Genomic DNA, 12,636 nt, shown 5'->3' with positions numbered 1-12,636 from the left:
ATAGAAGGTATAATACAATAATTAATAGCGAAATTGTTCAGATAAAATCCGTTCATCCCATGAATGGTTAGAGTCAAAAAGGATTGAGGCTGTTACTTCTTGTGCTGTTGAAATAGTAACTGAATGGACAGATTTTACTTCAACATTATCGGCTGCGGCATTTACGGGGCGTTTGTCCGGTTCGAGCATATCAAAGCGTACGGTTGCCGTATTGGGAAGCAATGCTCCATGCCAGCGACGTGGGCGAAAAGGACTAACGGGAGTGAGTGCCATAAGTGGGGCCATAAGGGGCAAAATAGGTCCTTGTGCTGATAAATTATATGCAGTAGAACCTGCTGGTGTAGCAACAAGGATACCATCGCAACTTAACTGTTCCATGCGTACCTTATTATCAATACTAATACGAATTTTAGCTGCTTGATAAGATTGACGAAACAGAGAGACTTCATTAATTGCTAGAGCTTCAATAGTTCCTTGACATTCAGCTTCTGCAATCATACGCAGAGGATGGATTTCTTTTTTATGTGCGGTCGCAATACGGGTTGGCAATTCTTTTTCATGAAATTCATTCATAAGAAATCCTACAGAGCCTTGATTCATACCGTAAATAGGTTTTCCAGTATTCATAACGTCCCGCACTGTTTGTAACATTGTTCCATCGCCACCGATTGCAACAACAACATCAGCTTCTTTCAGCGAAGAATGACCGTAAACAGAAATTAATTTATGAGTAGCTTTGATAGCCTCCTCAGTTTCAGAGGAAATAAAATGAAAGCGGTTTGGTAATGTCATCATTAAGAATTATCCTGATATTCACAATTTATTTTTAGCGCATTTTGGGGGAATTTTGAAGCTGTATAAAAAGCAATCTGTTTAAGCTCATTTATCATAGCAGAATAGCGCGAAAAGATTGTGTGGGGATATAAACCATAAACAAGTATTTTTAAAAGAATGATAATTCTTCATTGAAGCTGAGAGTATGATCAGTTAAAAGGTCACTGTTCAGTTATACGCACCCGTAGCTCAGCTGGATAGAGCGCTGCCCTCCGAAGGCAGAGGTCACAGATTCGAATTCTGTCGGGTGCACCAAACTTTTCAATTCCATTTTGTATCATGTAATAATATTATCTAAGAAAAGCAAAACTATTTTTAGTGAAATGGTTATAGGGAATATTGATTCGTTATGTACAGATAAATAAATGATGTTAGCGAATTAAAATTTTTTCTGTTTGTGTAATCTTTTCTTTCGCGTTCTTTGCATTTAAATAAAAATGAGCAATAAAAAAATTTATCACGTAAAGCCATTTTACTTTATTACTTAAGAAATGGATTGAAATATAAAAACTGTATTTTGTTATCTACTTAAGAGAATATTATTATAAAAATATTCGTAAAATGGTATCGATTTATACTATTGGTATTGTATATTTTGTAATATCATTAAACAGTTTGTAATAGCTATAAAAGTTATAGTTTGTCGGCATTCATAATTTTCATTTATATATTTTAGATAAATTTATTATATAATTGAGCTTATCTATTTATGTTACATTCCTATAAAATTAATATAGAAAAAATCTATAAATTCTCAAATATATATCATAGATGAGTTTTTCATTATCATAACTGCTTCGTTAGATGATATATTATTTTTAATAAACTATTATTTATACTTTAAACATTATTTTTATTATACATAAATAAAATATTTATATTTGTAATAAATTAATCAACAGGATTTCAAGTATCCTGAAGGGAAGTTCGGAACACAGAAAATACACGACAGAATTCTCAAACAATAAAAAGCGTATCCTATCTCAAGCTGGGAAAGGATGCATAAAGGATTTTTCTGATAAAGTGGTGCTTAAAAAGGTAAAGGGTTGATCTTGTTGTTATAATTAAAAAATAAGCAGAATTTATTTATCTTGAAGATTTTAATTCTTCTAAAGAGAAGCCATATCTTTTTTGTTTTATAGAAAGGTCAAGAATGCTAAGTATTATATTTAATCTATAAAGAAGAAAGAAAATTATGACTATTATACTAAAACCGGGTGAGGTAACGCTTAGAGAACTTGAGACTATTTATTTCAATGGCGAAGTGAGTAAACTCCACGATGATACGCACCCCGCTATCAGGAAGGGAGCAGAACGCATTGCGGAAATTTCTGCTGGAAGTAAGCCAGTTTATGGCATCAACACTGGTTTTGGCAAATTGGCGTCGGTTAAAATTGATGCAAATGATGTAGCTCTTTTACAAAGAAATCTTATTTTGTCACATTGTTGTGGTGTGGGAGAACCTTTAGCTGAAAATATAGTGCGTTTAATGATGACACTAAAACTTCTTTCTTTAGGGAGAGGGGCTTCTGGTGTTCGTTTAGAGTTGATACATTTGCTAGAAAATATGCTTGAGAAAGGCGTTATTCCTGTTATCCCTGAAAAGGGATCTGTTGGTGCATCAGGTGATCTTGCCCCACTTTCTCATATGGCTGCTGTTATGATGGGAGAGGGAGAAGCGTTCTTTCAAAATATTCGCATGAGTGGGGAGTCCGCTCTGAAGAAAGCAGGGTTGTCTCCCATTATTTTAGAAGCAAAAGAAGGTTTAGCGCTTATCAATGGTACTCAAACATCAACCGCACTTGCTCTTGCTGGTCTTTTTCATAGTCATCGTGCATTGTGTGGTGGGCTTCTTGCTGGAGCATTAACAACAGATGCTATCATGGGATCAACGGCACCGTTTCATTCTGATATTCATACTTTACGGGGCCATTATGGGCAGATTGCTGTATCGCAAACATTAGAAAAGCTTTTAGAGGATTCAGAAATTCGAGCTGCACATTTGCGTGGTGATGATCGTGTACAAGATCCTTACTGTATACGTTGCCAACCACAGGTTATGGGTGCTTGTTTTGATATTCTTCTTGCAGCAGCAAAAACACTCATTATTGAAGCAAATGCGGTTACAGATAATCCGTTGATTTTAAGTGATGGTGAGGTTGTATCAGGTGGAAATTTTCATGCTGAACCTGTAGCATTTGCTGCCGATCAGATTGCTCTTGCTTTATGTGAGATAGGTTCTATTTCTCAAAGGCGTATTGCTCTTATGGTTGATCCAGCAGTCTCTTATGGACTTCCAGCTTTTTTGGCACAAAATGCGGGTCTTAATTCAGGTTTTATGATTGCTGAAGTAACTTCAGCTGCTTTAATGTCTGAAAATAAACAAATGGCACATCCTGCTTCGGTTGATTCAACACCAACTTCAGCAAATCAGGAAGATCATGTTTCAATGGCTTGCCATGGTGCTCGTCGGTTATTAGCAATGAGTGAAAATCTTTTTACTATCATTGGCATTGAAACGCTTGTTGCAGCACAAGGGATAGAATATCGTGCATCTTTAAAAACAAGCTCTTTCTTGCAGTCTGTTATGGAATATTTACGTAAAAATATTGACACTCTTAAGGAAGATCGCTATCTGGCTCCAGATCTTCATAAGGCGCACATTCTGGTGCGTGAAGGGTATTTATTATCTATATTACCGAAAACAATTTTTCCTCAATTAGAATCAAAATAATACGGTTTTAAGACCAATAATGAAGAAGAGGCATTTAATTTTTAAATTCTCATAGATTTTCATAGAAATTTGAGAGAAAGCAAGAATGTATTTGAATATTTAAAGAGATATGTGTCCAATTATTTTCTGAATATTGTATTTCATAGTGGTCTGATATTATCAATAAAAGCTTATGAAAGATAATATTGTAGAAAGCAATTTTTTGTATTTTTTTAGTGTATTATAGATACAAATACAGATTATATTTTATCATTATACGAAGTTTATTATGTGAATTTTATAAAATAAAATTATTTATTGTTTGTTATTTTTTAAAAATACTTTGTAGTTTTATATTTTTTAAATCAAAACGAAGAGAAAACAAATGTTTAAAAATAGCATACTATGTATTTTAATAACCGTTATTTTTTTGTTTGCGCAAATTGTGGAGGTTAATGCAAATCTTTGGAAAGGGAGAACTTAAAGGGGTGCTGTTATTGCTATGGTAGCACAAGAGAAAGATATTTTTTTTCAGGTAAAAAATAGAGCTGTTAGCGTATTTCAGATCAAAATACCGGAGAAAGTCGTAGATCTATTATTGGACAACAGATTGAAAAGGCCGTTTTTTCTGCAATAGTTTTTTTCCTTGGAAGACTGGCATTTAAGGCGGTTAGAGTTCTTAAGAGATGGGCTGGGGCTGCACTCTCTCAAGCCTTTGAAGATTGGCGCGATTCACTTTATCATTGAATAAATTTTTTAATTGGTTTTAGAAGTTTATTCATGCGCCATTATGTATAGTTTATGATTATTATAAGCTCAAAAAGGAAGAGAGAGTTTTTTTCAAATCACTAAAAAATTGAATGTATTTTCTTTTAAGATATAGCAGTACGAGTTTTAAGCTTTTATTTCAATAACTGAAAAGAAAGTATGAGGAGTGATGCTGCATTAAAGCTGATATGTTTTTTGTAGAAAAAGAGAGATTGTAAAAATGAATTCAATGACAATTATTGAAAAATTTATTATCACTTGATCTAAAGAAAATGATACAAAATTTCAGGCTATAAAAAAATCTAAATTATTCACAATAAAAGCATTTTTTCATTGTTTAAGATAGAGTATCTGCCTAGGCATTGTTCAGTGCTTTTTTACAATATATTGGTGAGAGAAACATGAAACTTTATTGATCATAAAGCTGGTGTTGAGGTATGAGTTTTGGTCAACATTTCAGTGAAGAAAGAAAGAAATGGGAACAAATGAACTGAAGCGAGGTATGAGCAAGCGCCAAATTATTTTTTTAGCTCTTGGCTCTGCTATTGGAACAGGTCTTTTTTACGGTTCTGCTCAAGCAATTAAGCTTGCCGGTCCAAGTGTTTTGATTGCTTATTGTATTGCGGGTTTAGCTATTTTTATGGTTATGCGGGCTTTGGGTGAAATGATTATTCATAATCCACTGCCAGGTTCTTTTGCCCGTTATGCTGCAAATTATATATCACCATTGGCTGGTTTTTTAACGGGGTGGACGTATGTATTTGAGATGATCCTTGTTGGTTTGGCTGATATCACAGCTTTTGCGACTTATATGGGATTTTGGTATCCTGATGTTGCACCTTGGATATGGGCACTTAGCATTACACTGATCATTACTGGAATTAATTTAGCAGCGGTAGAAGTATATGGTGAACTAGAGTTTTGGTTGTCTTCCATTAAAATTATTGCGATTATTGCGATGATTGTTTTAGGGATAGCAGTTATTTTGTGGGGTTGGGATACAGGTACAAATTCCTCTACTGTGAGTATCCAGAATTTGTGGAAAAATGGTGGTATATTTCCTAATGGCTGGTTTGGTTTTTTAGCCTGTTTTAGCGTTGTTGTCTTTGCGTTTGGTGGTATAGAGATCATAGGGATGGCAGTGATGGAAGTGCAAAATCCTCCTCAAACGATCTCAAAGGCAATTAATTCCACTCCAGTTCGTATTTTACTATTTTATATCATGACTTTAGCTATTTTAATGTCACTTTATCCTTGGAATAAAATAGGCCTTATGGACAGTCCTTTTGTTTCAATTTTTGAAAATCTTGGGATTTCATCCGCCGCAAATATTCTAAACATTGTTGTTGTTACAGCGGCTATTTCGGCGATGAATAGTGGAATGTATGGTGCTTGTCGTATGATACACGGGCTATCACAGGAAGGTTATGCTTTAAAGAGGTTTCAATATTTATCAAAAAACGGTGTACCAATTTTTGTGATTTTATTAATCTTTGTCATTTTCCTTCTTGGTGTTGTCCTTAATTATTTTTACCATGAGGGACTTTTCTTTCTCATTGCAGCAATGGCAACATTTGCAACGGTTTTCGTTTGGATGATGATTTTACTTTCGCAGGTTTTTATGCGGCTTAAAATGTCCAAAGAAGAGCAGGGCGGTTTAAAATTTCCAATTCCCTTTTGGCCTATAGGATCGATTTTTTCTATTTTGTTTATGGTTTTTATTTTTATTTTGTTATGTTTTTTTGATGATACACGGCCAGTTTTGATTGTAGGTTTTAGTTGGATTATTTGGCTTATTATTTGTTTCTATGCACTTAAATTGTATAATTTTAAAAAAACCAAGGTGCACTAAAACACGAATAATAAGGAGAAATTAAGAAAGAGAGCTGATAATTTCAGAGCAGAGGGCCTCCAAACGAAGCCATTCCCAAAGCGCTTTGGCGAATGTTGAGTGCAGTTTAGACAAATATTTTTAAAAATGATTCTTGGAGGTTTTAATTCATGAGAGCGTCTGGAAGGGAGGGATAAATGTTCTCGTTACTTGGGCTAGAAAGCTACTTGGATGGTTTTTTCGCTCTATAGCAACACCAGCGGGTAATTTTCCGTATTCCACCGTCCTCATTATGTCGGACAGCATAAAAATACTGCTGATGAGGGAATACATGCCATTGCATATCGCGTACGATAACAGCAGTATTACCGTGTGGTGCTACATAATCAATGAACCACATATATTCTCCACTTTGCCAATCGGCATTGGACAAAAGCTCTCCTTTTTCAAGCATAGATTGATGATTTTTTTCATCTAAAAAAGCCCAAGTGACAAAGGCGCAAAATTCTCCACGCTCATTTTTATAGAGCCTATACTGCCCAGTTCGTAAGGCTGATCCTATATTGAATTCAATATCCCAAATCCGCCAGCGGCGGTGTAAGGGGGATTGAAGCATTAAAACCATCATAGCTCCTAAGGCTGTAAGAGGGTCTATGAGTGGTGGTGAAGAGTTTTCATTTGCACACATTATCTTTCCTGTAGGGATTGTTCTAAAATTTTAGTGATAGGTTCAAAGAAATAGGAAATGAGACGCCGTTTTGCTGTAATGACATCGGCTGTCACGGTCATGCCTGGGATAAATTTAAGCTGTTTACCATTCAAACTAATATAATCTTGATCAATTTTGATCAAAACAGCATAGGCACCATTAACTTCTTTATCATAGCGTGCTGTAGCGCCCACATTAACAACTGTACCATAGATAACACCAAAACGTTCAGGCGGAAAGGCGGAAAACTTTATATAAGCACGTTGGCCCTTTTCTAAAAAGCCAATATCACGGTTATCAAAAAACGCTTCAACAATGAGACCTCCTGCGCCTAGAACAATACGCATGAGAGTTTTTCCAGCTTCGACAAAACCACCCAAAGTGTGGATACTTAAATCATCAATACGACCATCAACAGGGGCATAGAGTGATAAATGGTCAAGGCGGTATTGAGTGCTATCAAGCTTTGCTTTTAATCCTTGAAGATTCAGTTCTGTTTCACGCGAAAGCTGACGATATCGGGCGACTTCATCGGAAATGAGGCTTTGTCGTTGTTGCTGGAGGGTGTTTATTTCGGCAGCATTTTCTTCCAAGCGCCTTTGATTAGTTAAAATCTCATGCTCTACATTTTTAAGATCATGTAAACGCTCTAAATAAAGAGCTTGGCTGATGACTTTTGTTTCCATCAGGCTTTTTGCAGCTTTTAATTTTCCTTGGCTTAATTGACGATCATCTTCCAGCCTATCTAATTGCGCATGTTGTGTTGCACCGCTGCGCTCGACACGGTCCGCTTGTGCTTTTAGTGCTCTTAATTTATCTTGGAGAGATTGAAGGGTAGCGCTAATGAGTTTTTCCCCTTCTATTCTTGCAGTCTTATTGCTAGAAGGAGGAACTGGCAGATAGGCAAGACCTTTGCTGACAAAGTCTTTATCCAAAGGATCACTTTCACTCAAAGCTGTTAAAATAGCTGCTGCGATTTGTGCTTGAAGAGTCTGCTGTTCGATATCTGCTTGAACACGTGCGCGTTCATTAATGGCTTCGCGCTGATCTAATTGAATAAGGAGATCACCTTGATGAACAAATTGCCCTTCTTTTACAAGAATTCTCTCAATGCGACCTGTATTTTGTGCTTGGACCAGCTGAACGTAAGCGGTGGGAATAACACTTCCTTGCCCCCGTGCAACAATCTCTTTTTTTGCGATAAAGCTTCCGATCACAATAAAGAGAAATAAGGCAATCAAAACAGCAACCACCATATGAAGCGTTGGTGACAAAGGGCGTAAACAAGGTGTTTTATCCGCCATTTTTTACCTCCAGATCAGTGAAGTTTAAGACGGTTGCGTGCTGAGGAAAGAGGTCACGTTTGTGGGTAATGACGAGAACGATGCGCTCTTGCGAAAGCTGATATAAATGCTCAACAATCTGTGCACTGACAGTGTCATCCAATGCGGAGGTTGGCTCATCCAAAATAAGAAGGCTTGGGTTTATGAGAAAAAAACAAGCCAAAGCCAAACGTTGGCGTTGACCACCTGATAAAAATCCTCCTTGCTCACCCACTTGGGTATCCAGTCCTTGAGGCAACTGAGCAATCAAATCATGGCAGGCACTAACATATAGTGCAACATCGATTTCATCTTTAGTGGCATCTGGTTTAGCAAGAAGCATATTTTCAAGAATGGTTCCGGAAAAAAGGCAAGGATTTTGGGAAAAATACGCGATTGTTTTACGCACGCTACGGACATCAAAATTTTGTAAAGGTTGTGCGTTAATCAATATCTGCCCGCTTGTAGGAGGATAGAGACCACAAAGGAGTTTAGCCAAGGTTGTTTTTCCACATCCTGAAGGACCAAGTAACATAATTGGTTGCCCAGGTTGTAAACAGACATCAAGATGCTTGATAATGGGCTTCTCTCCATAAGAAAAACAGATATTCTTAGCTTCAAGATGAGGAGGAGCGCTGAGTTGAAGAGGCGGCTTTTCTTCTTCCCATTCTGGAGGGGAGTTAAGAATATCGCCCAAACGAAGACGAGAGATTTTTAAGTGTTGCCATTCTTCCCATAGGGATGCAAGGCTTAAGATAGGACCAGAAACGTTGCCAGCGAGGAGATGAAAGGCAATAAGTTGCCCTAGCGTAATCTGGTTTTGAAGAACTGCTTGAGCACCAAAAAAGATAATAAAAATAGTGAAAAGATCACCAAAAACATGACTCATGGCTCCATTGAGAAGATGCAATTTACGGTTGTAAGGCTTTGATCTAAACTACGGGCTAAAGTTTCTTGCATGCGTATCGTATGAGCAGCTTCTTTTACGTGTGCTTTAATGGCTTCAAGATTGGTAAAACTTTCAATAAGGCGCGATTTATGAGCAGCTTGCAGAGTGAAAGTACGGCGTAATTGGCGGCGCAAGAAGGGACCGACCAACGCTAAAGAACTCATTTGCAAGGGTAAAATAATAAGGACAATAAAGGTAAGTTTCGGACTAATGGAAAAGAGTGCTGCGAGATAAATGATAGCAAAAAGAACATTCAGGACGGTTGTTGCAATGGTTCCTGTTAAAAAACCACGAATTGTATCAACTTCTCCGATTCGTGTGAACAGTTCTCCTACTTGCCAACGGCGTAAAATAGGCAAGGAGAGGCTTAACACATGGGTGTACTGTTGGAGATTATCTCTCTGCAGGATTTTTCAATGGGACATACGGGACATGATATGGGAGTGGTAGTTGGTGGACTTATGGGGTGGTCAGTCGGAGGACCAATAGGCGCTATGGAAGGTCTATCATTAGGAGGAGTTGGCTCTACAGTAGGATTTGCCACAGGTATAGGAAATACAATCTATGGGTGTTATCGCTAATATAAAAATCAGCAGATATTTCTAAAATGAACAAGCTTGTAGGCATAATTATGTGTCTACAAACTTGACAGGAAAGTTTAGGTGCATAATTTTACAAAATTATATATTTAATTTGGATTTTTTTTATGAATGAGCTTATTCGTATTATTGTAGAATTATTATTTTCTATAGGTGCTTTATTTATATTTTTCTATACATTGTTTTCATATTATAAATCTAAAGGTTATAGTAACAAAGAAATTGTGAAAAATTTTTTTTAAGAACATTTTTTTTCATTATATTTGTTATATTACTTTCTATAACAGTTTTTATTTGTATACGTTATTTATATGAAAAATGATTATTTATTATCTTTAAAAAATGTTTAATGATTACATTGGGATAGATACTTTAAATCAGTATTATCATAAAGAATTCTGTTTTTTATTTCCTATTTTAAATATTTTTAATTATTTCAAGCATGTGTTGTTTTGAGATTATTATCTTTTGTATAAAGATTATCAGTTTATAGTTTTTGAAAAGTGATTGTTTGCTTATGTATCATATTTATTGAAAAATAGGCAATTGTTATGGACATAAAATGCCTTATCTCTCTTGATTGTTATTCATCATCTTGAGAAAGGGGGAGGGAAGCGACTTCTGTATCAAGTGCATCCATAAAATCGATAATAAAAGCAGCATTTGTTCCCAAATCTCTTGGCAAATAACGCGAAGCAGAACGCATATCAACAAAAGTTGTACCCCCTTCATCAGTTAAACGAATGACAATGTCCGAAATAAAGCCAAGGTAAAAAGTCTTTGCCATTGTTTCAATATAAATTTCATCTTCTTTTCCTTTAAATTCCCGTTGTGCGACAATAGGCCAATCATGAGCAGCTAAGACATTGAGAACCGAATTGCGAATACGATCAGGTGAGCCATCATAACGACGTCCTGACATTTCCGGCCATGAGGACATCTGTACAGCTGTTTGTTCGGTTAAAACACTCTTAAGTGGCAAAGCATCGCTGGGGCGTATTGTGCGAAAAAAAGCTGGCGGGCTTTGTGTGTCGGTAGAAATATCGTAAAGAGCCGGTGAGGTAAACCAAAGTCCAAAAAATAACATCAATGGTGTAGCAGTTATTAATGAATAAATGATCCCTTTTAAAGCTTTCATTCCTCCTAAAGCACCAAACACCCACAAACTGTAAAGTGCTTTTACAGCAAGAGAAAGAGAAACAATAACACAGCCGGCAGAAATGACAATTAAAATGATAAAATCAACAATATGAATTACAGAAAAGCGCTGTAAAAGCATTGAAAATAACAAAATAAAGAATGCCAATCCACCAAAACGAGGAGACCATACTGCCGCTCTTGAAATTAGCCGAACATATTTTTTTTTCATGAAGTTCTCTTTTTCCCTCAACTATGAACCATAAGCAAAATTCTCTTCAGATTTCATATCTTACAAAAAAATTCTGGTCATACGACAAAAGTAAAGCACTTATTTTTGAGATCAAGGACGCATGATGCTCTATCAATTTCTCATAATTATTTTGGCAAATTCATTGAGAGGAATAATTATTCCCTCATAGTTTATGATAATAGGCCTAATTTTATGAGAAGTTTTTTTCTTATCGGATATGATGATATGCAACAAAAGATCTCCTTTTATTTCAATCAAAAAGAGATGTTTAGAAGTTGCTTTCTCATTCTGATATTCGATTGATTGAGGTTTTAAATAACCATTTTGATATATTTTTGTTTACCCTTAATACAAAGCAAGCATTTGTATAGGGAGAGATCATTGTGCTTTTATCCATTAAATATGCGACAGGTGGCCGATGAAAAGAACTCTTCGCTTTTTTTCTTTTCAAGTAAAGAAGGAGCAAAAATGCGTAAGAGCGCAAAACCTTTATTCAAATTTTTAGCAACTAAAACGGAATTACGATTGTTTTTCATTTTTGACTGTTTAAACTCTATGATTTGTATTGGTTTTCCAATGATGAGATCGAGTGTAGCATGAGGGGCAGTTCGGTCATTAAGGCTATAGAAAATATTTCCGTCGTATGTATAGGCTGCTAATGACCAAAATTGTGTTGTTTTTAAAGCCTTTAAATGAACGGGACCATTTTCGAGATCAAATCTGCAGACTTTAAGAAGAAAGAACGGATCAGTAACCCGTTGAATAGGATTACGAGCATCCAAGTCAACAAAGTGATAAGGAGCTCCTGATTTTTTAAGCTCTGTCCATATATTATTTTGTGTCCAATAAGGTATCAGAAATAAAACGCCAATATGAACGATAATAGCACCAATGCCGGCAAGAAGTGCTGCGTGAATGAATCTAGTCACAGTTTTTTTGTCCTGATGGGATTTGTTCTAAAATTGGCATGGTGAGTTTTTGCAATGCCGTTGCGGAGATGATGGGGGTATCGTATAGGGTCAGAATAAGTCCGAATTCTTTTTGACTAACCACTGCAAGCCAATTACCGATTTGCGGTGTTGATGAGATATTAATGCGGAATGAACCATCACTTTCATAGATAATATTGTCAGTATAGAGTTCGAAAGGGATTTCTTTTGCGGACGTATATGGTTTGAGTGATCTGTCAGCTGTATAAAGTGTAAAGAGGCGGGCTTCAGGGATGTGTCCTTTGAGTAAGTAATGGCAATGAGGGTGTAGCGGATGCCCGTGGTTATCTTTCCAAATTTGGAAAATGAGCCCTTCTGTGCTTCCGAGTGAAATATCACCTCGTTTGGCAGTGTGTGCACGAGTATAAGGATCAGTGTTGGCCGTTCCTACTTGAGGATAAGCGCTCCATTCTCCAATTGTGAAACGTTCAAAATTATGAAAAGAATTGAGCACATAATTAACACTCACTGTTCCACATAAAATGGAAAAAACCAAGATAAACAAGGGAAGAACAATATAGACGAACATTAT

11 protein-coding genes and 1 tRNA gene are annotated in these 12,636 nt (G+C 36.2%); 4 read left to right on the top strand and 8 right to left on the bottom strand.

The annotated features are described in order from the left end of the window. Positions 1–21 precede the first annotated feature (21 nt). Positions 22–795, bottom strand: a complete 774-nt coding sequence (locus tag J7R12_RS03560) for an NAD kinase (protein WP_126602898.1) — start codon at positions 793–795, stop codon at positions 22–24. Between the two features lie 217 nt (positions 796–1,012). On the opposite strand from J7R12_RS03560, the gene J7R12_RS03555 reads away from it, so the two are divergent. From J7R12_RS03555 to J7R12_RS03545, 3 genes are all read left to right on the top strand, one after another. Further along, positions 1,013–1,089, top strand: a tRNA-Arg gene (locus J7R12_RS03555). Between the two features lie 940 nt (positions 1,090–2,029). Beyond that, on the top strand, positions 2,030–3,568 hold the full coding sequence (gene hutH, locus J7R12_RS03550; RefSeq protein WP_126602900.1) for a histidine ammonia-lyase: 1,539 nt from the start codon (positions 2,030–2,032) through the stop codon (positions 3,566–3,568). 1,222 nt (positions 3,569–4,790) lie between these two features. Then, complete coding sequence (locus J7R12_RS03545) at positions 4,791–6,167, top strand: amino acid permease (RefSeq protein ID WP_126602901.1); 1,377 nt, start codon at positions 4,791–4,793, stop codon at positions 6,165–6,167. A 202-nt stretch (positions 6,168–6,369) separates the two neighbouring features. Here the strand turns inward: J7R12_RS03545 and J7R12_RS03540 are convergent, their stop codons facing one another. The 4 genes from J7R12_RS03540 to J7R12_RS03525 are packed head-to-tail and all read right to left on the bottom strand — an operon-like array spanning position 6,370 to position 9,500. Beyond that, entirely contained in the window at positions 6,370–6,834 is a 465-nt protein-coding gene (locus J7R12_RS03540; RefSeq protein WP_126602903.1) for a toxin-activating lysine-acyltransferase, read from the bottom strand. After that, positions 6,834–8,159, bottom strand: coding sequence for an HlyD family type I secretion periplasmic adaptor subunit (locus J7R12_RS03535; protein ID WP_126602905.1), 1,326 nt, complete (start codon positions 8,157–8,159; stop codon positions 6,834–6,836). The genes J7R12_RS03540 and J7R12_RS03535 overlap by 1 nt, the downstream gene beginning before the upstream one ends. Then, positions 8,149–9,066 (bottom strand): ATP-binding cassette domain-containing protein, encoded by a 918-nt coding sequence (locus J7R12_RS08935; RefSeq protein ID WP_234924829.1) that lies wholly within the window; start codon positions 9,064–9,066, stop codon positions 8,149–8,151. The genes J7R12_RS03535 and J7R12_RS08935 overlap by 11 nt, the downstream gene beginning before the upstream one ends. Beyond that, positions 9,063–9,500, bottom strand: a complete 438-nt coding sequence (locus tag J7R12_RS03525; RefSeq protein WP_208439030.1) for an ABC transporter transmembrane domain-containing protein — start codon at positions 9,498–9,500, stop codon at positions 9,063–9,065. Before J7R12_RS03525 ends, J7R12_RS08935 begins: the two co-directional genes overlap by 4 nt. Here J7R12_RS03525 and J7R12_RS03520 point away from each other — a divergent pair, their 5' ends adjacent. Continuing rightward, positions 9,501–9,707, top strand: coding sequence for a hypothetical protein (locus tag J7R12_RS03520; RefSeq protein WP_126602909.1), 207 nt, complete (start codon positions 9,501–9,503; stop codon positions 9,705–9,707). A 601-nt stretch (positions 9,708–10,308) separates the two neighbouring features. Here the strand turns inward: J7R12_RS03520 and J7R12_RS03515 are convergent. The 3 genes from J7R12_RS03515 to J7R12_RS03505 form a co-directional block, all read right to left on the bottom strand. Beyond that, positions 10,309–11,094: a DUF1499 domain-containing protein gene (locus J7R12_RS03515; protein ID WP_126602911.1), complete on the bottom strand. Its 786-nt coding sequence runs from the start codon at positions 11,092–11,094 to the stop codon at positions 10,309–10,311. A 410-nt stretch (positions 11,095–11,504) separates the two neighbouring features. Further along, positions 11,505–12,044, bottom strand: coding sequence for a DUF1254 domain-containing protein (locus J7R12_RS03510; protein WP_126602912.1), 540 nt, complete (start codon positions 12,042–12,044; stop codon positions 11,505–11,507). After that, positions 12,037–12,633 (bottom strand): DUF1214 domain-containing protein, encoded by a 597-nt coding sequence (locus tag J7R12_RS03505; protein ID WP_126604019.1) that lies wholly within the window; start codon positions 12,631–12,633, stop codon positions 12,037–12,039. The genes J7R12_RS03510 and J7R12_RS03505 overlap by 8 nt, the downstream gene beginning before the upstream one ends. Between the last annotated feature and the right edge of the window lie 3 nt (positions 12,634–12,636).

It is taken from the genome of Bartonella vinsonii subsp. vinsonii, from assembly GCF_902825235.1.
GTDB classification, from domain to species: Bacteria; Pseudomonadota; Alphaproteobacteria; order Rhizobiales; family Rhizobiaceae; genus Bartonella; species Bartonella vinsonii.
This window is presented reverse-complemented; position numbering and strand designations above follow the sequence as displayed.